The organism is Bacillus songklensis (genome assembly GCF_042649685.1).
Lineage (GTDB): Bacteria > Bacillota > Bacilli > Bacillales > Bacillaceae_H > Bacillus_BA > Bacillus_BA songklensis.
Genome location: NZ_JBHRZT010000072.1, coordinates 95350 through 120306, shown reverse-complemented (window position 1 = coordinate 120306; position 24957 = coordinate 95350). Strand labels below are relative to the sequence as shown.

The following is a 24957-nucleotide window of genomic DNA, read 5'->3' as shown; positions in this document are numbered from 1 at the left end:
ATCAAAGGTGTCTAATTGATAAAGGTTTGTAGAGTATCTAGTTAGTATAGAAAACGGCCGGTTACGGAATCGTAACCGGCCGTTTTCCTTTACGGAGGACAATTGATGAAATGCCTGTTTTCTATATTAATACTATTTCCTCAAAGAGGAACCTTATCAATCTTCCACTGATTAATCTTCCTATATAATGTACTTCTCGTAATACCGAGCTTTTTAGCAGCCTCAGAGAAAAAGGGTCAGTCCCCCGCCGCGTTAATAATTTAACTCAGCGGGGGACTGACCCTCGATATCCTCATCTTCATTTAACTTGGCTTCATCCATGTCCTTCTTTTGTTCTTCTACCGCTATTCCTAACCATTCAGGTGGCTGTTGGTCTGGACTCTCATTATACACTTCCACTGCACCCTTTTCCTCCAGCTGTGATAAGATACCATGAATATCATTTTGATTACCCAAGATATTACCAAATCCCTGGTTAACCTTTTTATGGCTTCTAAAGTTTGTTGGAAAGTTATTACCGAAATTTACTGCTGAAGCATCTTCAATCGTCCCAATATTAATGTCACCTATCGTAAAGTTTGAAGTTAGAGTTTTATCAGGCTTGCTTGTTTGTTGATTATGGATTAGCCTGTAAGGGACACTCTTCCCGTTAACTTTGACTAATATTTCTGATGTCTCCTCTTCTTGATTTTTTGCTCAATAGTTTTGGCTCTCGGAGCTTAGATCAGAATCGAGCTCATTTGTTGTTTTTTTATCTTTCTTTCCTCCAGCTTGAAATTGATTCATATGCGGAGGAAAAGTGTTGCCAATATTCAGTGTTCCACTAAGTTCCTTTACATCAATATTATCTAAATGATAAGACAGTTCGTCCAAGTTCAGTGTTTGAACATTCTTTATATCTAAATGGAAGGAATTATGTACTGTCTTTTTCGATAATTCATTAACATTCGTCTCTAAACTTGTAAGTCTTTTTTCAATATTTTGGAGTATATTGATTAGCACATTTTCATCCATACGGTTTGACCCCTTATTAGATTTAACACTTACAGCCCATCTCCAACATATAATGATGTGTATTAGATGACTCATATTAATCTTTCATGCGTAAAGGGAGGAATTATGAAAATAGATCTCAGTTCCCCTCAGATCATTTTTGATGATATCACGGTAAATACAGTTGAAGACAATGCGGGGGTTTTTATTGGCAAAAACCATCAATTTAATTGGAAAACCACTATCAGTAGCAGTAATTCCGGTTTTGGTACTGTTTCGGGAGATGAAAATCAAATATCCAATAATACACATCTCATTGTTCGTGAAGATGATTTAGTTGATCCCCCTGAAAAAGGATACTAAGAATTTAATACAAAAAGGTTTTTCTAGACCCTTAACTCCTAGACTCCTATTCAAATATTTTTCCTGGCTGCTTTTACAATGGTGGTATTATTTAAAATTTTATTAGAATGACCCATTACTCTTCCGAAACCGTCAGAAATTCGACCTTTATTACTCCATTTATATTGAATATTAACGCCGTAAAATAAGCCTGAACTGTTTTGAACCTTATTTACTTTAATTGAATGATATTGAATATTGACCATATATTTATAACACCTCACAGAAGGGAGTATAGTGGGCTTCATTCATCATCGGATTTGGTATCCATTATCTTTTTTTAAATTCTTACCTGCTTACCTCAAAATTGAATGTACACTTTAAGCTTTAAGACCTGTTGTATGATAATTATTATATTTATTATTAAAGTATTCCCCTATTACCATTTAATCTATATTAACAATCCGGATTACCACCCGAAAATGAGCTAACAAAAAAAACCATCTGTATAAAAGATGGTTTATCTCTATTAACGATATATTCTAGCCAATCTGACAGATAATTTATTGGATGCCCAAAAAGGTACCTAAACAATCGTTATTCCTTACCTAACTTTGTGACATAGGCTGATTTTGAACACCTATATTTTGAGAAAAATCCGCATCAATTTCATCATTATCGTTAATGACATTTACAATATGAGAGGCAAAATTATTATAACCGGTTATTTCTCCAAATCCTGTATTGCTTTTCCTGCTCACTTGCCAATTTAATTGTGAATTTGTCCCAGTGAAAACACCAGAATTAGAGGAAATGCAGGAAATATTGATATTAGTAAATTTTATGATTAAATTTTTCATTTTCTTTTCTTCTCTTTTTCCTTAGAATTGAGCGACTGGTTGAGGATTAATGACTTCTGGCTGCGTAACAGGCATGTCAGATATATCTTGGTCATTGATTATGTTCGTACAACCTAGTATAACTGAATTCACGTAATTTCCGTTCCCCGAGTTAAGTTTACCTTGGGTATTCCAATCCGGCTGGCTATTTTGACCCGAAGCAATCACTGAATTCGCAGCCATACTTACAATATTTATTTGATTAAAAACGACGGAAACAGGCACTATTCAACTCCTCCATTTCCTGGAAATTTAATTTAGTATATGCGTACTTTTAGAGTATTGTGAAATCCATTTGTTTTGGCAAGCATGGGAATTAGATGTTGTTGTTTCAGGTGAAGCCCAAATCTCAATTATTCATCCAGATACTAATAGATTGCATACCTATATTGCGAAACCTGGTCAAGTTGTTTTTATTCCGATGGCTTGGTGGCATTGGATTATATCTAAGTCAGAAAAATTGCATCTTCACCTCTTCTTTAACAATGACCAATTTGAAACGGCATTAGGTTCTAATATGTTACGACTCTTAACCCGTAGGAATATCATAAAAATTGTCAATTAAATCTACTCTTATCTACCTGTTTTTTGGATAGTAGGAAAACCCTGGATATTTAACAACAGGCCATTTCTCCTTGCGTAGAGAATCGATCAGTTCTGATCCAACATTTAAGTTGCTCTTAACTCATTCTTTAGGAGTGAGTGCCATCCATTGATTTAGCGACACGTCTTCAAAGCGGTTGCTTTTGAACATCTCTAAAAACCATAATGTTTCGGTACCGGTGTTTTGAATATAATGTCCAGTAGCAAAGGGTACATATCCGACATCACCAGCTCTATAATCAAATGTACGAGCTACACCGTTTCCAGTAAATACAGTCATTCGCCCTTGTCCGGTAAGGTAATACTGCCATTCGTCGTTATTGGGATGCCAATGGAATTCACGCACTCCACCGGCAGTTAAGCTCATATTTACTCCAGCAAGGGTGGTCGCTATCGGAAGTTCCCTGACGGTGATTTCCCGGGACCATCCACCGTGTTTTAATATCATAGAAGTGTCTGAGAATGAAAATTTCAAGTTAGGAACCAAGCCAGCATCTGTAATAGGTGGAACGAGCATATCCGGATTTTGAAGATCCCGCATAATATTACGCGGGCCGGAGTCAATCCCTCCAGCTCCATCACTTCGGATAGGTTGTGGCACATTTCCGCCCACTTGATTAATAGTACGTTTTCCCATCATAATGCTCCTCTTTTATGGGATTATTAAGTGAAAATCCTTTATCATAGTGTATGACTTGGGCTTCAACTGGTTACTGTGCCTATTGAAAAAATAAAACAGGGGCATCCCTTATTTAAGAAATGCTCCCTTTAGCTGTAATTAATATAAGTTTCTCACCCCTTCAAACTGGCGGAAAAGTGAACAGGATTTCCTTCGCAATGTGACGCTTCAACAATTAGAAAAAAGATTTACCCCTGAATTTATCAATCGGTTCGATGATATCTTTGTCTTTCAATGGCTCCATCAAGAAGTGCTTGGACACATTCTTGATATGAATATCGAATCTCTTAATCTTCGGATCCGAAAGTATGACTGTCAACTTCGGCTCGATGAAGCTGCCCGCGCATTTTTGATCAAAGAAGGATTGAACAAACGATATGGAGCGAGATTCCTGAAGCGTACGATCCGAAAATATATTGAGGTTCCCCTTGCAGCACAAATCAGCCAGCGATTACAAGGAGAAGCGTCGACATTATTCGTTGCCGAAATGCAAAACGGTAAGCCAAATTTAGTGAAAGTCAAAGAGCAGCAAAGCCGTACAGATGAAGAATTATCTTTTAATGGAAAGAATCAATCTCTTGAGAGTCAAGGAGGGTGAAAGAATGAACACGGTGGGTTTTATGTATGTGGGTGCAGTATTATTTGTGAACAGCTTAATGCTTTTAGGGAAGGTTGATGGAAAAAGTGCAGGAGTTTTCAACCTCTTTATTGGGGTCATCCAGGTTATTACGCCTTTTTATTTAATTTTAAAGCGGGAGGAGATCCTTGGGCGATTTTTAATGCCTCCGGTGTTTTTCTCTTTGGCTTGACTTACCTCTATGTGGGAATTTCCAATCTCAAAGAGTTGGATTCTTCCGGCGTCGGCTGGTATTCCCTATGGGTTGCCATTCTTGACCTCGGTTACAGCTATATGAGTTTTACCCAGTTTCATGACATAAAGTTCGGCATTATCTGGCTTATGTGGTCTTTCCTCTGGACCTTATTTTATCTATTGCTTGCCTGCACGCTTTCACCGGTTGGGTAGCAATCATTCAAGCATGGGTCACCGCAACGATTCCAGCCTTTCTCACCCTTATTGGCAAGTGGGATCTGATTGGACCGCTGCTAGCCTGGGGCCTTACTTTTTTTGGCTTTGTTAATGTTTATTGTTGATTTTGACAAAAAAATAACACCCTTGTCAGGGCGTATACTGAAAATAGAATTCTACGTTTGTTTTTCAAAAGGTGTTAAGCTCTTTCCATTCGTTTCTTTGAGGTATTAAGTTTATTATTAATACGAATATGTGAGAAGGCTTTAGCCAAACCGTAAACTGGCATATTAATATATAGTGATTCGTCTTTTTCGACTTTATATGTCTCATGGTACAAGCCTACTGAACCGCTTTTACCGATTTTCTTATAGAAGTTTTTCAATGCCTCAGAATGAATGTTACCCTTTGAATATGTTTCCAGTTGTTCATACGTTCTCCAGTATTGAATTGTTGTCACTGTACGCCAACCAATGACGGTTTGTTCCTGTAAAAAGCCTAACTCTGGATTTTGATACAATTCTTTTAGCATTGGCATCATTGCTTTTATCGCTGATAACCACTTAAATAAAGCCCGTATTTTATTTAAGCGAACACCAATGATAAATACAACAAACCCATCCTCGGTTTCTGCTGTAAAAGCACCATTATGTATTTTTGTTGACATAGTTCCCCAGACTCCCTGTAATAAATTTCCTCTTTTACCAATTATATATGATGAGAATCATCTTTGGTATCATTTTAATTTAAGTTCTGTTCCTTTAGTCTAATGAGAAATTCAAAAATCAACAACAAATAATAACAGAGCCACTTTTTAATAACCCTAGCCTTCATCGCTTTATACTGGAAGACAAAGCCCTCTGTCTCAAGAACGAGCGGTGTGGCAACAAAGGCTTGATGATTTTAAAATCAGAAAAACGAAAAAGGGGTCCGGCCCCCCGCTTTAGATGTTATAGTTTGTTCATTGCAAAAACGCTGAATGGTAAAGATGCTAATAAAGCCCCCGCAACAATGGCGCTTGCAGCCTTCTTTCTCAATTTCATTTTCTTCTCTCTCCCCTTAAGCTAATTTGTAAATTCCCAGATATCTCTTTATGAAGAACAAATCTCCTTCTTCATTTCGCGAAAAAAAGACCAGTCCCCCATTAAGTTAAATGGTTAACCCGGCGGGGGACTGGCCTTAAGTATGAAATTTGAACAGCTAGCTACTTATAAGAAGTTACTTATTTCTTCATCCATTCAGGCTTTCCAAATCCTTTAAATTCTTCATCAATCACTTTCTCAAAGTCTTCTGATTCTACCACTTCTTTTATATCTTTTGCGAGTTGAGAATCTTCATTATCTGCTTTTACAGCCACGATATTACGGTAAGGATCCAGCATATTTTCAAGAGCTAATGCACTAAGCAAGTCCATCTTCGCTGCCAGCGCAAAGTTTCCAGGTACAGCTGCTAAGTCCGCACTTTCGACTGAACGAGGAAGCTGACCTGCTTCAATTGGCTGGAATACTAGATTTTTCTTGTTTTCTACGATATCTTTTTCAGAAACCGTAAGCGGATCTGCATTTTCATCAAGTTTGATTAAGCCCTCATCCTGCAAGGTATTAAAAGCACGTGCTGCATTCGTTGGATCATTTGGAACTGTAACGGTTGCTCCGTCTTTTACTTCATCCAGAGACTTGTACGTATTGGAGTAGATTCCCATCGGTGCTGTTGGAACCGAAATTAATGCCGTTAAATCCATGTTATTTTCTTTTTCGAAATTCTCAAGGTAAATCGTGTGCTGGAACAGATTCGCCTGAATATCACCTTGATCTAACGCCATATTGGGTTGTATGTAATCACTGAATTCTACAACCTCCACTTTATATCCTTTTTTTTCCAATCCTGGTGCAATAGCTTTCTTCACCATATCACTATAAGGGCCAGCAGTCGCACCAAATTTAACTTCTTTCGTATCTGTGTTTGCCTTCTCGCTGCCGCCTGAGTTACCACAAGCTGATAAAGCTCCCACAATGAATACTAGAATAAGAGCTGTGAGCCATTTTTTCATAATCTTCTCCTTCTTTCTCTTTATCTTTTATCTACAACTTTGGCGATAAAATCACCTAGAAGCTGAACGACCTGAACTAGAACAATTAAGATGACAACTGTTGCAATCATAATGGTATTGTCATATCGATAATAGCCAAAGCGAATGGCCAAATCGCCAATTCCGCCGCCTCCGACAGTACCTGCCATTGCCGAAAACCCAATTAAACTAATGAGCGTCAATGTAATACCCGAAATAATCCCGGATCTGGCTTCCAGTAACAATACATCCTTTATGATCATCCACGGAGTTGCACCGGCAGCAACAGCTGCTTCAATGACTCCATTATCGATTTCCCTTAAAGCAGTCTCCACAATCCGGGCAAAAAATGGGATGGCTGCAACTGAAAGGGACACACTTGCTGCGGTTGGCCCAATGGTTGTACCTACCAAAAATTTTGTGAATGGAAGTAACGCAACCAGTAAAATAATAAATGGAATCGACCGCACCATGTTCACCACAAAATCTAATACCGTTTTGGCTAAACGATTTTCAAAAAATAACCCTTTATCAGTGACATATAATAAAATCCCGATTGGCAGCCCAACGACAACTGAAACTGCCAGAGAGATGGTAATCATATAAATCGTTTGAATAAACGCTTGGTTTATATCAGGAATTAGTTCTATAAGATGATTGAAATCAATGCCCATCACGTAACACCTCCACTTGCGCTTCCCGTTTTCCAATATACTGAAGGGCTGTTTTGATTTCTTCCTTTTGTCCTTTTAGTTCCATAATAAAGATACCAAGCGGCATTTCTTGAATATATTCAATGGAACCATGAAGGAAGTTGCCTTTCACATTAAATTGCTGAAGTGTATCTGAAATAATCCCTTCACCCGCGATTTTCCCTTTGAACATGATCTTCACAATAGGTCCTTCACAACGGCTTATAATCGTCTCAGGCACTTCAAAGGAAACGACACTTTCAATAAACTCTTTTGTTAATTCGGTCTTTGGATTAGCGAAGATATCATAGACAGAACCTTCTTCAATAACCTTTCCGTCCTGCATGATGGCCATCCGGTTGCAAATTTCCTTTACAACATCCATCTCATGAGTAATTAACACAATGGTAATGTTGAGCTCTTTATTAATTTTTTTCAATAGATTCAAAATCGACTTAGTCGTCTTTGGATCCAAAGCAGATGTAGCTTCATCACATAAAAGCACGGACGGGTTATTGGCAAGCGCCCTTGCAATGGCAACCCGTTGTTTTTGCCCGCCGCTCAGCTGTGTGGGGTAGACATCTCTTTTATCGGAAAGACCAACCATTTCGAGCAGTTCCTCTACCCGCCCTTTTATTTGATCCAGCGGCATTTTGGCAGCCTTTAAAGCAAAAGCAATGTTTTCAAACACTGTTTTTTGGCTGATTAAATAAAAGTGTTGGAAAATCATGCCGATTTTTAATCTTGCTACACGCAAGTTTTCACCTTTTAAAGATGTTAAATCAGTCCCATCAACCGTAATCTTTCCGGAGGTAGGTCTCTCCAATAGATTAATACAACGAAGCAAGGAGCTTTTTCCGGCACCGGAATATCCTACAATCCCATAGATTTCTCCTTCTTGAATAGTGATCGAAACATCGTCCACACCTTTCACTAACCCGTTTTTTGTTTTATAAACCTTTGAAAGATTTTGAATTTCAATCATATGATGACCTCATTTTCCCTAAAACTAGAATTTCTGAACGAGTGGTTCTCGGTATTATGTATGACATACACAGGAGGACAGCCTCTTTGAAAATATGTTCAAACTCATATCGTTATTGCTTTATGTTAAAAGACTTGTTCAAAGGATCTGCTGGCAATCTATCATTCAAACAAAAAATGCCCCTTTCAACTGAAAAGAGCATCGAAACATGATCTATATTTCGACTTATCTTTCAGAATGAAAGTCATTCTGCAGGAATTGGCACCTTCCCATTAAGGGGGTTGCCGGACGTCATCGGGCCTAATCCCTCGGTCTCTCTTGATAAGTATTATGAATAAATTGACTCTTTAGATAATACAAGTATATTTTGGTTTTGTCAATAAAAAAATAGCAATTAAAACGTATTCTCTCTTTGTCTCCCATTGCTATGGAGTGTCCCAACACATGTAAAATCGATAGCCCCCTCGCATCACAATATGTCTCCGAGCGGGCTATTTTTTTCTCAGCAATAATACAGCGACAATGATGATCAACCCCTTGACAATTCCCTGGAGATAGGGAGACACGTTCATTTTTATGAGAAATTCTTCTCTAAAACCTATGAAGACGCTTCTCTAGTTTCTCTACTTTACTGTTTTGTTGATGTTCTTGAACACTTGCCCATTTGAACAAACAGCTAATTCTTTGATCCCTAAGTCCGTTCTGATGACTTGATCTGTTAATTCTTGTTACGTTTGCCCTTATTGAATTCCAACGAATAAATAACAATACTTTCCGTCAAAAGAGATTTAAGGATTGGGGTATTTAACGCCCATGGGAATCTGATCTGATGTCTTGACCCATCTAACATCAGAGATGATAGATATGAATAAAAAATTGTGGTCTAAAAACAAGAAAAGCTTTATCAAACGCTGGAAAGGTTAAATGATATCATTAACTAAAATAACTTTCGGATGAAATAAAAACTCCTATATCTGAGCTGTTAGATGAAGCCATTAAAAATTTGCTACTGAAAAGAAACTTGCTAAAAAATGCTGCTTGTTGATATTCACGTTCCGGAAGATCCCAAAGAGAAAAAACGACATCTTTCAGTCTCCCTTTTGGCGGCAACCCATTTTCTTTTACAAATTCTTTCATTAATTGACGACGAATAGGGGTTCTAATCCCTAAAAATTCATATTGGTTTCTTAAATATTTTTTAGACCATTCAGCATATTCCGCATCAGTGTGTTGGGAATATAGATTAACAAGTTTTTGAATGTATAAATTTACCGATTCAATCATAGATATTTCCACCCGCACATATGTTCTGATTATTTAGCCGAATTATAACACCAATTGAACAGAAGGACAAATATGAGTATCATTCTTTAACAGAGTTGAAAAAGTACTTACGTAACCAAGGTTTCATGAAAAGCCAACAATGCAAGTATTCCAGTGTTTGATTGAAAGTGTTTGATACCCTTTTTCAGAGTCCAGAAAAAAGGCCCACTCCCCCGCTCCGGTCATACTTTCATTGAACGGGAGGACTGAACCTAGTTTCTTTCATTATTATATTCCTCATTTAAAACGCTCGGGTTACCTCATGTCTCCTTGCCCCTTACAACCGCCCGAATAGAGCGAAAAAATCCGATCACTTACTTCTCTTCATTCTTGGCTTCCCATTTAGATATTTCTTCTCGAACCATTGGCGCCACTTCTTTTCCTAATAATTCGATCGCTTTCATCACATCATCGTGGGGCATTGTGCCAACCGGTACGTGCAGCAGAAAGCGTGTGATGCCAACGTTCTTTCTTAGATGAATGATTTTTTCAGCTACCGTTTTCGGATCACCTACATACAATGCACCTTCAAAGCTGCGGGCAGCATCAAAAGTTGAACGCGTGTATGGCCCCCATCCACGCTCACGCCCTAATACATTCATTGCCTGCTGGGTAGACGGGAAAAATTTGTCGGCCGCTGTTTCGGTATTCTTCGCAATAAAACCGTGCGAATGCGACGCCACCGGCAGCTTTGATACATCATGGCCGGCATGTTTGGCGGCCTTTTTATAGAGCTTTACGAGTGGTTCAAAATGAAGCGGGCTGCCGCCAATAATCGCCAGGACAAGCGGCAGTCCAAGAAGGCCAGCACGAACGACAGATTCCGAATTGCCGCCGCTGCCAATCCATACGGGTAAAGGATTCTGAACAGGGCGCGGATACACTCCGAGATTCTCAATGGCCGGCCGATGTCCCCCTCTCCAAGTCACTTTCTCCGACTCGCGGATTTTTAACAACAATTCGAGCTTCCCTTCAAACAACTCATCATAGTCACCTAAATCATAGCCAAACAGTGGAAACGATTCAATAAAAGATCCCCTTCCTGCCATGATCTCTGCGCGTCCATTTGAAATCGCATCGACCGTCGCAAAATCCTGAAACACTCGCACTGGATCGGCAGAAGAAAGAACCGTAACCGCACTTGTCAAACGTATCCTTTTCGTCCTTGATGCAGCCGCAGCCAGCACCACTGCAGGAGAAGACGCCGCATAATCTTTGCGATGATGTTCCCCTACACCAAAGACATCCAGCCCTACCTCATCTGCTAGTACAATTTCCTCAACCACTTCTCGAATTCGTTGTGCATGACTTATCACCTCTCCAGTATTAACATCTGGAGTTGTTTCCACAAACGTACTTACACCTATCTCCACTAAATGTTCCTCCTGCTTCATATTTTGTTCTAGTCCATTTGTATGTACCGAAAAATTAAGTTAATTGATAAAATACTTATTCGAAAATCCCTGTCAATCCCCATCATAACTTTCTTCTCCTTATTTTAACAAGTTTCTGTTCACTCTGGGAGAAACAGTCTCATTGCAATGGGCCAGAAATACACCCGTCACTTCGGCTTCTACATCCTCAATGTCAACAGCCACCACTTGTTCGGCGCCAACAAGGGCTGCTGCAATGCTTAACAAACCAGCCCCTGCTCCAATGTCCAATACCTTTTTTCCGTGCAAATCTTCTCCTAAAATAAAGCGAAGGCAATCCTGAGTTGTTCCGTGTAAGCCTGATCCAAATGCTCTTGGCGGTTCAAAATGGATCGCGCGACCTTCCATCTCTTCCTCCGTATGAGTCGGTTTGATGTACCATCCGTTTTGAAGATTGATAATCGGGAAAGGCTGCTGCCAATCTTGTGTTTCGATGAATTGATAATAGATCGCTTCCTTCTTCACCTTCAAAATGGAAGTAATCTCTTCCCTTGCTTTTTCCACATCAACGGGTTCTTTATCGGTTTCTTCTAAAAAAATTTTTAAGTCAATATCGGTATCTAAGAGTTCATGAAATCCATACCCATTTTTCTCAGCAAATTGTTCAATTGGTTGATCGTAATACAAGTTGTAATATCCGTGAAAATTTAGCTTTTCAATCGCTTCATCTATTTGCTCAATAGACATTGAAATCGTAAATTCATTGAACATGTCAATCATCCTAACTTTCCAAACGTTTTAATAATCTTCATATAAAATCGCCTGTTTTAAAATTTTATACCATTCCGATCCAATTTTCATAAGGAAGATATTTTACATACCCCTAGTACCTTTCGTCAACATACAGAAAAAGCCTTCACCCCTCGTTTCCGAGAAATGCAGGCTTTTATGGTAGTGTGACTCCAACCCGGTTCGAACCAGCGACCTCTACCCTGTCAAGGTAGAAAAGTGAATCGGATTATAACAGTTTAAGCATGAAAAGCTTGATATAACAGGCTGTAATTTTAGCTAAATAGGATTTAAACAGATGGGATTGGTGGCAGTATGATGAATTTTGCCACCAATTCGCCACTAAATGTCTCTGTATTCCACATGTATCTTATTAGGTATTTTGAAACCTTGGTTATTAGACATTATTAGAAAATCAGCTTACTTATTCAGAAATTCAATCACTTGACCTATAAAGGGTTGTGTTTTCTCGATTTGCACCCAATGTCCGCAATTAGGAAACACATGGAGTTCAGCATTAGGAATGATTTGGGATAGACTCCAGCTCGTTTTTTCCAATGGGATAATCCGATCCTCTCTTCCATGAATCAGTAAAACCGGAATCTCTATTTCTCCCAATTGTTCTGCTGTAAGGGCCAAAGCATTCACATGTCTTTGCCTAGGTGCTGGAAACATTGCAGAAAACGCTTCTTGAAATCCTTCTTGCATGCTGGCTTGATAACGCAACTCTACCAAGTTGTCATTATTCGCCATGCTTTGATCATTGGAAAAAGTACTAACGAGCTTTTTCATATTTTCAAAGCTTGGTGTATAACCCCACACCGCATCCAATTCCTCCGTGATTGGAAACTCAATGCCAGCACTGCCCATCAAAATTAATTTCTTGACGAGATCAGGACGACGATTGGCAATATGAAGAGCTATGGCTCCACCAAAGGAATTTCCGATAATCGAAACCCTACCAAGATTCATGGTTTCAATAAAAGTAATCATGTGTTCTACCCACATATTTATGGAATATTGAATACCCGTCGGTCTTTCCGTATAACCAAAGCCTACCACATCCGGGGCATAAAGATGATAATGCTGAGAAAGGAAAGGAAACACCAATCTCCAATTGGCCCATGCAGAAACTCCAGGACCAGAGCCATGAATGAGAAGAAGAGGTTCCCCGTTCCCGTCTTCATGATAATGTGTTTCGATCCCCCCGACTTTAACATACTTCCCCTTTTCTATCATATTAAAATTCCCTCCACTCATAGTCTAGTTTCATTACTCAATTCCTTCCTAATCCAAAGACAACATTTATTTTTGTTGGCGCAATCTCCTAGTGATCATGCGAGGCTAAACTACTTGATTTCTTCTTTTCACCGCAGCTTAATGAATCTTCATGCAACCATGTAATCAGATCTCGCTGATTGTTTAGTGATATTTCATGTGCTGATGGATAAATCGTATATTTTACAGATCCAGCATGTTCATGTAAGTAATCATAGTTTTCCTGCCCGATATTTAAAGGAAAAATAGGATCTGACTCACCTTGGCAGAGGAATACAGACATGCGCGCGATGGACTTTAATGGATATTCTTCTTTTACAAACGATGGTATATAGCCATTCATTGGGACGATTCCTTTGATTGTATCACCCAATATCAACGCAAGAGTCATGCTTAGAATGGCTCCTTGACTAAAACCAATCAAATATTTCCTTTCAGGATCAATAGGATATTGATTGGATACGTAATCGATAAAATTTTTCAATTTTTCTACACTGTCATCGAACAATTCACGTTCCGGGTTGCCATATCCTTTTAAATAGTAATAAGCATAACCGTTTTCATGGGTGAGATGGCCGCGAATGCCGATTAAGATAAAGTCTTCTTTTAAATCTTCTACTAAAGCAAGCATATGCTGTTCGTTATACCCTATGCCGTGCAGCGCAAACACAACTGGATATTTCTTTCCTGAACCTATATTAGACGGGAGATGAATATCATATACAAAGGGACTAGTCATGAAGAAAAACCTCCTTTTAAAAGTAAAATTCCATTAATAAACGGCTATTCTAACTCTATTCTTTTACCGTTAACGAGACATCTCCCAGCTGATCTAGCTGTCCGCTGACTGTATCTCCTACTGAAAGCATAATCGCTTCAGTGATCCCTCCGGTTAAAATGATGTCTCCTGCTTTTAACTTTTCTCCTTTGCGGGCCAACATATTGGCTAAGACAGCGACAGAATTCGCCGGATGATCCAACACCGCTGCCCCGGCTCCGCAAGCCTTTACCTCACCATTTATATATAATGTTGCTCCTACTAAATCTAAATCGATATTTAACGAGTTGAGCGAAGTCAGTGTATTACCGATTACAACCCTTGACGAAGAAGCGTTATCCGCAATAACATCGGGCAAAGTGAACTTGAAATCTTTATAACGGCTATCAATGATTTCGAGAGCTGGCGTGACATACTTTGTTGCCGATAATACTTGCGTTCTTGTTACCTCGGGCCCCTCTAGGTCTTCACCTAAAATAAAAGCGATTTCCACTTCTACCTTCGGATGAATTAATTCGCTCATATGGATTTCTCCGCCGCTTGGGACCACCATATAGTCAAAAATATATCCATAAAGTGGTTCTTCAACATTCATTTGTTTCATTTTCGCATGACTTGTCAGCCCCATTTTCGACCCAATGATGCGATGTCCACTATTTACTTTCATGTTGATTAATTCCTCTTGTATTTTGTATGACTCCTCAACAGAAAGATCAGGATAATCTTCCGTGATGCGAATCACTTCCCTTTTTTCCTGTTCCGCTTCGTTCAAAAACTCTGCTACCGCTAAATAGGAATGATCTTTCAATGCTCAGCGCCTCCTTATTAAACTAGTGATTTTACTTTCTTCTTTGCGATTTCCGCTTCCACTTTTGGTTGAAGAACCTTTTTATAAGAAAGATGTCCTCCATTTTCTACTATCATGTCATCTAATAAATGACCATAATCCGGCTCATTGACTCCTAACAAATTTTGCATCGCCAATGATGTTAACCCTATTTTTTTTCCTGCAATTCGCTGTCCTAAATCGATCTTTCGTTGAATATTTACTAATTGAATCTGATAGGCAGTCTCTACTGTCATCTCTTGATCAATGGATGTTAGCGGCTCAACACCCTTATGGTTCTCTTCGGCTTTTTTTAAATGGTTTGCCCAATAAACCATTCTCTCATCGGTAACTTGCATGATATACACCTCGTTTATGATTTATTACAACCATTCAGATTTCACCATCTTCCATACCTGCGAGTGATATATATGGAATCTTCAATCAGCAGAGGGGAGACTGCCCGTTAGAGCGGGTTACAAACTATGTATTGATCGAAGCAACCGCTGCTTCAATCTGTACCCCTTTCCTTTTCATCTAAATCCAGATCGATATCTACATCGATATCCAATTGTCCCCAATAAATCAAAAACTGGAGAGATAAATACATTTGGTAGCCGACACTAGGAAGGTTGATGTCGGTTTGTAAAATCTCATTTAACTTCTGCAGTCGATACCTTAGCCCACTAATGGAAAAGTTCATGGCCCGAGCTGTTTTATGGACATTGCAGCCATGACTCAAATAATAATAAAGCGTTTTGGTCAATTCCATATCCCTGCTTTTATCTTCTTCAATTAAATTGCCTAATTTTTTTTGAATAAATTTTTGGATAGGGCTTACATTTTTCATTTGGAACATGACTCCTTCAATACCTAAGGAGTCAAAAAAGACGATCTTTTGATGCCGATTCGCAATCCTTAATGCCGAAAAACTCTCATCGGATAATTGAGGAGCCTCTTCAATTGAATCGGAACTTGAACTAATTCCTAACTTGAATAAATATTGAGGATATTTATTGGAACAATAATCAAACAATGCTTTACAAAAACTTTGCTTATTCATGTGGCTTTTTAGCAACAGGCATTCAGATAAAAGAATAACGATGTTTCCTGATTTTTGACCTAATAAAGCATTTATTTTTCTATCTTTTAGGAATATAGAGAGTTCATTAATCAAATCATCGTTGAATTCTAGTTCCTCCTTAACTGATGGCTTTTGAAGCGATCCGCAGATTCCAATCATAAAATAAGGAGCATTCAATTGAAAGCCAATGTAGTAAGCTCTCTTAGCCATTTCCTCGGAAGTAATACGATTAGATAAAATATCATCTAAGAAATTACCCTGGATCCGTTGTTCCGTATTAATGCGTGTACGTTCGTTTAATAAATAAAGCGAACAAGCCACCGCTCCTTGTTCTAAAATCAATTTATCCACTTCCTGCGGCCGTGTTTCTCGGTAAAGAAAAGAACAATATCCGATGATTTTTCTATGCAGATAAATTGGAGTAATAAGCTTTTTACAATCAGCCGAAAACTCAAAGAATACTGTTTGTTTTAAATTCTTTAAATTTCCGGAGCGCTTTAGAACCATTTGATTGACTGCCTTTTCTGATTTTTCGGAATAAAAATAGGACTCTGGTTGGGACAGACCCGCCACAGCCAAAGGATACAAGTTTACATCCTCTATAAAAACAGGCAGCTCCGTAATTTGATGTAGAGCACTCGCGATTGAGGATAAGTCATTTTCTTTAAGCACCTCTTCTGTGAGCTTTTGATGAACTTCATACGCTTTACTGAGATTGTCTCTTTCGATTTTTAGTTTTTCAAACGTTTGGTCAAGTTCATCAATAATATTATCCATCTTATAATATTTCAGCTCTTGATCTACTTCCCCGTTCCATTCTTTCACAGTGTGACAGACAGCCCGGCAGTGTTCATGTCCCATTGCTTTACATTGAATCTCTTTGGCAATGACTTTTTTTCCAAGAATCGAAGACAAGTACCCGCTCGCATAGCCAACTAACGTGTGACAAACAGGCTGGTCACTAAGACCAAACCTTTTAAGATGTTCTTCAGCCTCATAGGAATTTTTCCATATTCCTTCATGGTGTATCGTTCCTTTCGAAAAATCGGCTTCGGCGACCACAACCTCCACTTTCAGGTGGCCATGCAGCGTATGCATTTTCGGACCTGCTAATAAAAGTTCCCTTTTGTTCTCCCAAGGTAGCTCTTTTACTTTTCGCGCATCACTGACTCCGCAGTGCCATCCATGTCGCAGAAGGAAACCTTTCGTCCGCTCCAATCCTATTGTTTCAATGAGTTCCCGGCGAAGCATTCCCATGGCAGCCGTTGGTATCGTGATCATTCGTTCTTGTGGATCGTCTTGGTTGTGTTGAGTAGAAATTTTATATAACATTGATAAATCCAGCTCGTTAGCCTTCACGTTTCCACCACCTAAGAAGAATGAATGAATTTAGACATATCAATAAGAATCTTCATATCGCTTTTTGGGTAAGTTTTACATGCTAACGTATAATTCATCGTCCTTTCGGCATCAGGAAGCACCTCTTTTGAGCTGGGCCCTCTTTCAAAGTCTCCTTCCTCAACTTTAATTTTGCACATCCCGCATCCTCCACCCTTACAAGCATAAGGAATTTTTATCCCCCTCTTATTTGCTGCATCAAGCAAGCTTTCACTATCATGGCATGACAATTCGGGGTTACCCTCGTTATAATCCATTACTTTTACTGTAAACATGATTCTTCCCCCCTTAATGATCCCTATTACCTGAATCCTGCTTCCAAACGTTTTCTCCTCGGCTTTCAGCATAGTTTCATCATATATAGTTCGTGCCATCCGACGATGAATGATCAATAGTGACCCAGAGCGTTTAACTAAATTTTCGCTTTGTTAAAGTACGGGCGTGACATCAGAATGAAGAAAACTGAGTCCTGTACGACGGGGAATTGGAGATATGTCCTCATATACTCACGATCCAACTTTTTAAATGAGTACAGCCTTATAATTGGTTGCGCTTTCAAAAATTCCTTTTTCAATTTTATTTTTGCAGTTTCTGCACACTCCTCTTCCCTTACAAGCATTTGAAACTACCTTTGCAAATGAATGGTCAATATTGATAAAAAAGGCTTGAATAAACTATTTATTATACTAAAATATGTGCATAGCATTGTAAGAATGGACAATAGGAGGAGGAGGAGGAAAGAGTTACTAAACGTTGGGTAAGTTCATATCTTCATGCTCTTGTGACTCAGCTAAATCTCCCTGTCATGCCTTCACCATCTACGCTTATGATTCTTGTATGTTTGAATAGACTTATATTTATCATCCACCTCTTCAATGAAGAGATAATACACTAATTAATTACTTATTATGAATATACTATTTATTTTGACAATTCTCTTTATTTTTCGACCATCTTCTTAACTAGAATATTAAACCAGTAAAGAACATAGGGATGGATAGTTGAATAGTATACTAATTTGCTTTCATTTTTACTTTTTTACTCTCTGACAAACGATTAAGCCATTTGATTTTAATCGTCCAATCCCGAATATTCTTGCGAAGATAAAATAGCTCAATCTCCATCGTGATGGAACCCCCCCTCTTCGAACGAACATGTGAGACTCCGTGATAGACATGATTTTCAACATGGGCTTCAATTTCATAGAATCCATCCGCTGGTAATGTGTAGTAGGGATAAGTTGATATTTCAGCCTTTAAACTTCCCCTTTTTTGACTCCTACTGTATAGGAGAACCTCTCCTCTTGTCTCATAAAAGTCCCCTAAATATGGGGCGATATCTCCCACATCACCTTTAGATAGCAATTCTCTAATTAAGGTAGAACTAATTTTCCGGCCACCATGTTCAAGTTTAGAAACAGTAGTCACCTGAAAACATCCATTACCGTCAGCGCTGATTGTTTCCATATTCCCTTGTCCCCTGTATCCATACGTAAAGTCAAAACCTGCCACTACATGGACAGCCCCTAGGCCAACAACATATTTATTGATGAATTCCTTTGGTGAAAGCTCTGCAAAGTTCATATCAAACTTGATCACATACAACTTATCAACACCTAGTCTAGCAAAATTTTCCCCTTTTGTTTCTATCGGTGTTAGATAAGCCATCCTGGCTTTCCCATGGCTAAGCACCTCTTTAGGGTGGGGGAAAAACGTCATCACCGCTAGCTTTACCTTTCTTTTCTCGGCGATTTTTTTGGCAGTAGCAATCACCTGTTGATGGCCGATGTGGACCCCATCAAAAAAGCCCATTGCAATTACACAAGGCTCTGGCTGCGGCAAGGAAAAGTCTGGACAATGGGTAAGGTACACTGTTTCCAAATCATTCAGCCCCTTCTTTTAAACGGAATAGTTAATTAGGAATACTTTCTTTTAAAGCTGTCAATTCACGGTATTTACCCTGGTAAAATACTAATGGTTCCACTTCTTCCTTCAGACGAATATCCGTTACCTCCCCAATAAACAGGGTGTGATCTCCCGCTTCGTGCTCCCCAACCACGTTACATGTTAAGACACCTAACGCATCCTTGATAACAGGCATGTCATTCAGCCAGTCAAATTCAAATTCACGCTCTTCTTTGATTTGGCCTGCAAATTGCATGGAGACTTCTTTCTGGTTCTCTGCCAAAAAGCTAACCGCATACGTTTTAGATTGCCTAATTCGATCACGCATTTTTGCCTTTTCGCCTATTGAAATAAGCACTAGTTTCGGATTTAACGAAACAGACATAAACGCATTGGCCGTCATGCCGTGCACCTGATCCTCCACTTCTGTCGTAATGACTGTAACACCTGTCGCAAATTTCCCCATTGCGTTTCGAAACATACGATCATCCATTTCATTCGGTCTCCTTTATCATTCGTTTTTTTGCTGTTAGTCCTCGCAAACTAGAATCAAATTAAATCCCAAAATGTTTTACATTTCTTTCTCCTTCCATGTGTCAGGAAATGAAAGATCGTCATCCAATGAGTATCATAATTTCTCAAAAAATCTATGGAGCCTTTACAAAAAGACTCTCAAAACCTGACACTCAAGAAGGGGAAAGAGGGAACTGTTTTCAGCTATTTACAACTATTTACCCGATCGTATAAATACCGACATATGGCTTACTGTCTTACCAGACTGGATCACCTGGCAGACCAAATAGCGTTCTGCCATACGCAGCCATAGCGTCCTCCCACAAGCTGTTAGGGTGTGCGCCTACCGCCAACAGATCCCTCGTGAACAGTTCGACGGGGTCTCCTTTAAAGATCGAGGTGCCCCCGAGAGTCAACATAACTCTTGTAGCGATATCCGCTGCTGTTCTCACCACATGGCCCCGTATAGCGAACAGTTCTTCCCGCTCCTCATCGCTCACGACAGTTTTTCCCTCATCCTGCCAAGTCTCAAGTTGGCGAACATAACGGTCCAAGAGGCCCTCCGCCGCCTTTAACTGCATTGTCAATTCAGCGAGTAACCGCTGGCTACCGGAGGAATCCTTCTCATTGCTCCCCCCTTTGAAGACGCGGACCCGCTTTTCGGTGCGTTCCTGGAAGAGCGATAGCAATCGTTCTGCGCCGCCTAAGGCCACCACTGGAAAGCCTAACAGGAACAGAGGCATAAACGGCATGCGATAGACGGCATCATTCTTGTCAAAGTCTCCTCCCGCAGGCTTCCCTATAGCTAACAAATATCGGGCAGGCAGGATACGGTGTAATGGTATATAGGCGCCTTCAACAAGTACTCCATTGCTTCCCGAACTGCGCAGACCTACGGTATCCCAGTTTTCTACGATTTTAGTATCAGACTTAGGTACCACCACCAAGCAGTACTCGGGCCCCTCGCCATCAGGCATCTCGACCATAGCCCCGAGCCCAATCCAGTCACTCCATAAAACGCCACTGCAGAAGTTCCATTGTCCGTAGAGACGGTACCCGTCCCCATCCTTCTCGGCACGTCCAATAGGAGCGACTACGTCGGCCACCAAACCGTCTTGTCCAAGAATCTCATCCCTTCCTTTTGGAGGCAGATAGGCAGGCCAGATCTCATGCGCGGCGTAAAAGTACGTCAACCAACCCGCAGCAACACTATGCCGAGCCACCGTACGGATAATCTCTACATAGGTCCGTACATCCACTTGAAGCCCTCCATATTTCTTAGGCCGAAAAAGCTTGGGGATTCCGGCTTCCCTAATTGCATTAGATACCTTATCGGAAAAGCGAGCATTCCGGTCAGCTTCTATAGCCTCACTTGCGGCAATCCTTCCTATAGCCTCCGCACTGGCAAGCAATGCTGCCGTGTCCGGTTTCTCTTGTGTCAAAAGTTTACTTTGTACCATTTTCTTTTCCTCCTCTATTGTGATATGAAGAAGGAGCATGATCCTCCCTCGTTATATACATCTCTAAGTGCAGGAAGGCCAAACCACTTGTCTGTTTGCCTCCCTCTAATAAGAAGCAGGATGAAAGGTTAATTGCGATATAAGAATTGGTAACGCTTACAGATAGCGCTTTCAAAATCGGCACAGTAAATCTCTTTCTACAGATCTGTGTCCACTGGATATAGCTATTTCTCAAAAGTATCGCCTAACCATTGAAAGGTGCGTTAGTCTCGACTATTTACTTGAAACCTGACTAAGTTTCTTTTTGGCTGATTCCCCGGCAATTCCCCAGTTCTCTGTGGGAATTTCTTGAATCAACACACGAACGGTACTTAAGGGAGTATTCAAGACATTGGCCACTGTATCCGAGGTCTCTTTTATTAACTGTTCCTTTTGCTCAGCTGGAAGGCCTTCAAATAACTGCACTTGACTAATCGGCATGTTTCTTCACCTCGCTTAAGAGTATTTTTTATCTTTTATTAAGTCAGTGCCTTTGCGAATGATTCCGACAATTCTCTTCTATGATAAAAGATTCCCTGGCCGATTTTATCTTCCGTCCATGTAATGGTAGGGAAGTCAGCATAGGTGATATAACCACTTGTAAAAGCTTCATTGCGGTTACCGGAAGGATCAAAGAAATAGGTAGTTTCCCCGCGTGTAATCCCATGGCGAGTAGGAGTAACATCAATTGCGATGTTATTTCTCGTTAAGATATCCGCCGCCTTTAACACGTCATACCAATTATCAACATAGAATGCGGCATGATGCAGCTTCTTATCTGGCCCTTTAATAAAGGCAATATCGTGAGCTTTACCATTTCTGGCATACATAAAGCTTCCTACCATCTCTTCGCCGTCTATCGTTGTAATTTTTTCACTTATAAACATATCCATAACTTCCGTAAAAAATCTCGTCACCGTTCCTACATCATCTCCTGTTAATGCTAAGTGATCCAAACGATGCGGTGCAATGCCCCGCAGCCCGTCCGGCCATGGGTGGGGATTGAAAGTTCCTGTCCTTGTCCCTACACGCAAGATGTCATGGTACAATTCAACTTGATGCCCGGTTGGAAGCTCGAAACGAATGGCTTCCCCTTCTGCCAATCTTGTTCCTTTGGAAACTCTTTTCAAGGTGCATCCAAACTGCTCAATTTTTTTCTCATACATCGCTAAGTCGTCTTCATGTTCTACTTTAAAAGCAAAGTGATCCAGACCTGGAGAATCAGCTTCTTGAAGAATGAAACTATGATGATCATATTCATCCCATGCTTTTAAATAAACTTTCCCTTCACTTCTCCCTACTTCATCCAGTCCAATCACATTTGTGTAATACTTAACAGATTCTTCGAGATTCAACACTCTTAATTCAGCTCTACCAATCCGCATAATCGTCATTCCATTCACTCCTTATATTTAAAATGATGTTGTGGATTTATTGTAATAGTTATTATTTTTTGAATATACAGTTAATTATGCTGTTTTAACGTTAAATTTTTCTGTTATTTTCGTAGGAATAGTACTAATCACAATGTCCAGTGTATGATCTACTCGGAGACAGAATATAAAAAGCAACATGTATACCAATCATGTAAAGGAGGTATTCCATTGAAGATTAATAGATTTTATGTTCTAATGATATCTTCGTGTTCGATTGGGTAAAAAATGCAAAAATAGGGAGAATAGCCGAATTGTTTTATAAGAAACAAAAAGCCTGTAACCATTGATTTAACAACGATTACAGGCTTGCTTCTGTGTAAATATGATTCCGACTGGGTTCGAACCAGCGACCTCTACCCTGTCAACGTAGAGGTTAGAGATTTACCATCTATGTCCCAAACTTATTAGTCTTCAACATCCCTTATTCCACCCACTATATTAGGTTACAATCACATCTGTTTCAATTAATCGCGGATGAATCTTTTTCGCTTTCTCATATATTTTGGCTGAGTTTACGGAGTATACATGCAGTTTTAGCTTTGCATGGCTAATTTTTTTGGCCGTTTCTTCATCTACATTGTGAAGAGAGGTTGTATAAATGGCGTTTTTGTATTTCTCTAACTCTTTACATCGATATCATTCCACAAATTGTTTATCATTCATTTTGGGGTCAGACCCCCGCCCTTCCTGTTAATTTATATACTAAGTCCCATTTCCAATGCATAAAATTTATGAAATACTATCGTTGATCGCAGGGAGACGTTTTAATTTTTACCGCTTCTGTTCGAATCCACTTAAGGGGGAAGTTTATGTTTAAGTATTTTTCTTTTAAAAAGAAACAGAAAGAAAAAGAAAATAATGTAAACTCTCTGATTGTGACAAAATTAGATCGAATTATTGAGTTATTAGAACAGAAGCAAAAGGAAGGTGCAGTAAAAACTATTCATTTTGATCATGTACAAATTGATCATTTAGAAAACATCGTCTTCCGGTTAGACAATATTGAAATTGACGAGTTGAGCGGGAAATTGGTCATAGGAAATAACATTAGCAGTACAGAGGACTTGCCCGAATCACTTGTTCTAAAGATTGACAAGGAAATGGCGAAAAAAGAAGCCATGTCAGAAACTTCTCCCCCTCAAGAACAAATGGTAAAAACTTCAAAAGGTTATCGCTTCCGTAATGAGTTTTAGATCATCATTGTCAACTTTAATGATAGTCCCCAAAGTTCAGTCCCGTTCTATGTTTGTAATTTTGATGTCCTGGTCTTCAATAATTCCATCCACCCCATCTTGGTCATTAACTATATTTACATTATTTTTGAGGTGATTTTTACTCCCGAATAAGTTGCCCAGCGAATAATTCACTTTGTCATTCGAATCCATTCCATTTATATATCCTTTTCCAAGATTTATTGAATTACTGTGTGACATTGCATTTACATTTACACTTTCAAGAGTGAGATTTGTTGTATGATCATCATCTGGATGTTCAAGATGCAGGTTCATGTCACGGTCATCAATTGGAGTATCTACTATATCAGGATCATTTAAAATTAACATATTGTGGAGGAGAAGATTGGATTGTCCGCTAATACTTCCAATCACCCGATTTTCCTTTCCGTGGGCACTCCAGCCGATCGCAGTGTTTCGCTCTCCAATAAATATGCCGGATTGTCTTTGCATCGTTTGCACATGAATATCACCTGTAAAGTGAATATGTGAAGATTTTAACATCTACGGTTCACCACGTTTGGTCTATTTTTCTAAATTAGCTTATTGTACTTTATGTCAATGGAATCCGGATGGTTACACGGTTTGAAAAAGGCTGTGTCATTCGCCCATTGATTTGAATATCCTACATTAGAAAAGCTGAACGTTATGAGAGAGGATTCCCTTTCCAAAAAGGCTGCCGCATTCGGTACCTCGCAGTTTTCCAGTTCTTAAAGTACATGTCGATAAAAGGAGAAATGGATTTAATGATCAAATTAACGTTGGGGAACATTACGATGACGAGTATCGGTCATTCTTCAGGTTTTTTCATGGGTGAACAAAATACACATAAAAATTTCCGCTCTGAAAAAGTGGTTTACGAGATGGTTGGGGACTTGTCCGGCAATGAAAATACGGCAATTGACAACTATTGGGTTAAAAATATTTTAAAATGGGAGGATGAATAATTCATGGCTTCCGCTATTTTATCTCCAACTTTTCATATCGGGACGATCAAAATCGGGATGATCGAAAGTGCTTCATGCTTTAGCATCGGCAACAATTTCTTTGAAGACTTTAAAAATAGTAAACAACATAACCAAGGTTTAGGCAATATTCATGGCGATAAGAACAACCTTGCTCATATGACCGCTTCGTTATCCAAACACGAGCAGGACTCAACAGCAAAAAACGAACAAGAACAAAGGGTAGATCGAAACTTTCATAAAAGTACAGAAAAACAATAAACCCTTGTTT

The 24957-nt window shown here is 39.4% G+C and carries 27 protein-coding genes, 5 pseudogenes and 1 riboswitch; of the genes and pseudogenes, 7 read left to right on the top strand and 25 right to left on the bottom strand.

Going from position 1 to position 24957, the window contains the following annotated elements; all coding sequences use genetic code 11:
• Positions 1–140: 140 nt before the first annotated feature.
• The 3 genes and pseudogenes from ACFOU2_RS19440 to ACFOU2_RS19430 all read right to left on the bottom strand — a co-directional run.
• Positions 141–224: pseudogene (locus ACFOU2_RS19440) on the bottom strand (helix-turn-helix domain-containing protein); the annotation flags it as partial.
• Between the two features lie 28 nt (positions 225–252).
• Positions 253–456, bottom strand: coding sequence for a hypothetical protein (locus tag ACFOU2_RS19435; protein ID WP_377917972.1), 204 nt, complete (start codon positions 454–456; stop codon positions 253–255).
• Between the two features lie 240 nt (positions 457–696).
• Entirely contained in the window at positions 697–1014 is a 318-nt protein-coding gene (locus ACFOU2_RS19430; protein WP_377917971.1) for a hypothetical protein, read from the bottom strand.
• 105 nt (positions 1015–1119) lie between these two features.
• On the opposite strand from ACFOU2_RS19430, the gene ACFOU2_RS19425 reads away from it, so the two are divergent.
• Positions 1120–1356, top strand: a complete 237-nt coding sequence (locus ACFOU2_RS19425; protein WP_377917970.1) for a hypothetical protein — start codon at positions 1120–1122, stop codon at positions 1354–1356.
• 50 nt (positions 1357–1406) lie between these two features.
• Here the strand turns inward: ACFOU2_RS19425 and ACFOU2_RS19420 are convergent, their stop codons facing one another.
• Both ACFOU2_RS19420 and ACFOU2_RS19415 read right to left on the bottom strand, forming a co-directional pair.
• Entirely contained in the window at positions 1407–1601 is a 195-nt protein-coding gene (locus ACFOU2_RS19420; protein WP_377917969.1) for a hypothetical protein, read from the bottom strand.
• Between the two features lie 342 nt (positions 1602–1943).
• A complete protein-coding gene (locus tag ACFOU2_RS19415) occupies positions 1944–2195 on the bottom strand; it encodes a hypothetical protein (protein WP_377917968.1) in 252 nt (83 codons plus the stop codon).
• 337 nt (positions 2196–2532) lie between these two features.
• Here ACFOU2_RS19415 and ACFOU2_RS19410 point away from each other — a divergent pair.
• Positions 2533–2763 (top strand): annotated as a pseudogene (locus ACFOU2_RS19410) (cupin domain-containing protein); the annotation flags it as partial.
• Positions 2764–2811: 48 nt separating this feature from the next.
• On the opposite strand, the pseudogene ACFOU2_RS19405 reads toward ACFOU2_RS19410, so the two are convergent.
• Positions 2812–3480: pseudogene (locus ACFOU2_RS19405) on the bottom strand (cupin domain-containing protein).
• 196 nt (positions 3481–3676) lie between these two features.
• On the opposite strand from ACFOU2_RS19405, the gene ACFOU2_RS19400 reads away from it, so the two are divergent.
• Positions 3677–4114: a hypothetical protein gene (locus ACFOU2_RS19400; RefSeq protein WP_377917967.1), complete on the top strand. Its 438-nt coding sequence runs from the start codon at positions 3677–3679 to the stop codon at positions 4112–4114.
• Positions 4059–4668 (top strand): annotated as a pseudogene (locus ACFOU2_RS19395) (AmiS/UreI family transporter). The gene ACFOU2_RS19400 and the pseudogene ACFOU2_RS19395 overlap by 56 nt, the downstream one beginning before the upstream one ends.
• 74 nt (positions 4669–4742) lie before the next feature.
• Here the strand turns inward: ACFOU2_RS19395 and ACFOU2_RS19390 are convergent.
• The 18 genes and pseudogenes from ACFOU2_RS19390 to ACFOU2_RS19300 form a co-directional block, all read right to left on the bottom strand.
• Complete coding sequence (locus tag ACFOU2_RS19390) at positions 4743–5210, bottom strand: DUF4188 domain-containing protein (protein WP_377917966.1); 468 nt, start codon at positions 5208–5210, stop codon at positions 4743–4745.
• 555 nt (positions 5211–5765) lie between these two features.
• Entirely contained in the window at positions 5766–6593 is an 828-nt protein-coding gene (locus ACFOU2_RS19385; protein WP_377917965.1) for a MetQ/NlpA family ABC transporter substrate-binding protein, read from the bottom strand.
• A gap of 20 nt (positions 6594–6613) precedes the next feature.
• Complete coding sequence (locus ACFOU2_RS19380) at positions 6614–7285, bottom strand: methionine ABC transporter permease (protein WP_377918665.1); 672 nt, start codon at positions 7283–7285, stop codon at positions 6614–6616.
• A complete protein-coding gene (locus tag ACFOU2_RS19375; protein WP_377917964.1) occupies positions 7275–8288 on the bottom strand; it encodes a methionine ABC transporter ATP-binding protein in 1014 nt (337 codons plus the stop codon). Before ACFOU2_RS19375 ends, ACFOU2_RS19380 begins: the two co-directional genes overlap by 11 nt.
• Before the next feature lie 222 nt (positions 8289–8510).
• Positions 8511–8616: riboswitch (SAM riboswitch) on the bottom strand.
• 605 nt (positions 8617–9221) lie between these two features.
• Positions 9222–9572, bottom strand: a complete 351-nt coding sequence (locus tag ACFOU2_RS19365) for a DNA alkylation repair protein (protein ID WP_449237054.1) — start codon at positions 9570–9572, stop codon at positions 9222–9224.
• Between the two features lie 353 nt (positions 9573–9925).
• Entirely contained in the window at positions 9926–10984 is a 1059-nt protein-coding gene (locus ACFOU2_RS19360) for an LLM class flavin-dependent oxidoreductase (protein WP_377917963.1), read from the bottom strand.
• A 120-nt stretch (positions 10985–11104) separates the two neighbouring features.
• Positions 11105–11755 (bottom strand): 50S ribosomal protein L11 methyltransferase, encoded by a 651-nt coding sequence (locus ACFOU2_RS19355; protein WP_377917962.1) that lies wholly within the window; start codon positions 11753–11755, stop codon positions 11105–11107.
• A gap of 438 nt (positions 11756–12193) precedes the next feature.
• On the bottom strand, positions 12194–13012 hold the full coding sequence (locus tag ACFOU2_RS19350) for an alpha/beta fold hydrolase (RefSeq protein ID WP_377917961.1): 819 nt from the start codon (positions 13010–13012) through the stop codon (positions 12194–12196).
• Positions 13013–13100: 88 nt separating this feature from the next.
• Complete coding sequence (locus ACFOU2_RS19345; RefSeq protein ID WP_377917960.1) at positions 13101–13790, bottom strand: alpha/beta hydrolase; 690 nt, start codon at positions 13788–13790, stop codon at positions 13101–13103.
• A 55-nt stretch (positions 13791–13845) separates the two neighbouring features.
• The gene (locus tag ACFOU2_RS19340) at positions 13846–14637 is read right to left on the bottom strand and encodes a 2-keto-4-pentenoate hydratase (RefSeq protein WP_377917959.1); all 792 of its coding nucleotides are present in this window, start codon (positions 14635–14637) and stop codon (positions 13846–13848) included.
• Between the two features lie 29 nt (positions 14638–14666).
• Positions 14667–14993: pseudogene (locus ACFOU2_RS19335) on the bottom strand (2-keto-4-pentenoate hydratase); the annotation flags it as partial.
• A gap of 173 nt (positions 14994–15166) precedes the next feature.
• Complete coding sequence (locus ACFOU2_RS19330) at positions 15167–17098, bottom strand: XylR N-terminal domain-containing protein (RefSeq protein ID WP_377917957.1); 1932 nt, start codon at positions 17096–17098, stop codon at positions 15167–15169.
• An 11-nt stretch (positions 17099–17109) separates the two neighbouring features.
• Entirely contained in the window at positions 17110–17412 is a 303-nt protein-coding gene (locus ACFOU2_RS19325) for a 2Fe-2S iron-sulfur cluster binding domain-containing protein (RefSeq protein WP_377917956.1), read from the bottom strand.
• Positions 17413–18150: 738 nt separating this feature from the next.
• On the bottom strand, positions 18151–19008 hold the full coding sequence (locus ACFOU2_RS19320) for a cytidyltransferase (RefSeq protein WP_377918663.1): 858 nt from the start codon (positions 19006–19008) through the stop codon (positions 18151–18153).
• A gap of 40 nt (positions 19009–19048) precedes the next feature.
• Complete coding sequence (locus tag ACFOU2_RS19315) at positions 19049–19534, bottom strand: flavin reductase family protein (protein ID WP_377917955.1); 486 nt, start codon at positions 19532–19534, stop codon at positions 19049–19051.
• A gap of 277 nt (positions 19535–19811) precedes the next feature.
• Positions 19812–21053 (bottom strand): flavin-dependent monooxygenase, encoded by a 1242-nt coding sequence (locus ACFOU2_RS19310; RefSeq protein ID WP_377917954.1) that lies wholly within the window; start codon positions 21051–21053, stop codon positions 19812–19814.
• A gap of 234 nt (positions 21054–21287) precedes the next feature.
• The gene (locus tag ACFOU2_RS19305) at positions 21288–21494 is read right to left on the bottom strand and encodes a tautomerase family protein (protein ID WP_377917953.1); all 207 of its coding nucleotides are present in this window, start codon (positions 21492–21494) and stop codon (positions 21288–21290) included.
• A gap of 38 nt (positions 21495–21532) precedes the next feature.
• Entirely contained in the window at positions 21533–22447 is a 915-nt protein-coding gene (locus ACFOU2_RS19300; RefSeq protein ID WP_377917952.1) for a catechol 2,3-dioxygenase, read from the bottom strand.
• Positions 22448–23298: 851 nt separating this feature from the next.
• On the opposite strand from ACFOU2_RS19300, the gene ACFOU2_RS19295 reads away from it, so the two are divergent.
• On the top strand, positions 23299–23682 hold the full coding sequence (locus ACFOU2_RS19295; protein WP_377917951.1) for a hypothetical protein: 384 nt from the start codon (positions 23299–23301) through the stop codon (positions 23680–23682).
• Positions 23683–23718: 36 nt separating this feature from the next.
• Here ACFOU2_RS19295 and ACFOU2_RS19290 read toward each other — a convergent pair whose 3' ends face one another.
• Complete coding sequence (locus tag ACFOU2_RS19290) at positions 23719–24225, bottom strand: hypothetical protein (protein WP_377917950.1); 507 nt, start codon at positions 24223–24225, stop codon at positions 23719–23721.
• Positions 24226–24467: 242 nt separating this feature from the next.
• Between ACFOU2_RS19290 and ACFOU2_RS19285 the strand changes: the two genes are divergently transcribed.
• Positions 24468–24668, top strand: coding sequence for a hypothetical protein (locus ACFOU2_RS19285; RefSeq protein ID WP_377917949.1), 201 nt, complete (start codon positions 24468–24470; stop codon positions 24666–24668).
• A 3-nt stretch (positions 24669–24671) separates the two neighbouring features.
• Entirely contained in the window at positions 24672–24947 is a 276-nt protein-coding gene (locus ACFOU2_RS19280) for a hypothetical protein (RefSeq protein ID WP_377917948.1), read from the top strand.
• Positions 24948–24957 lie beyond the last annotated feature (10 nt).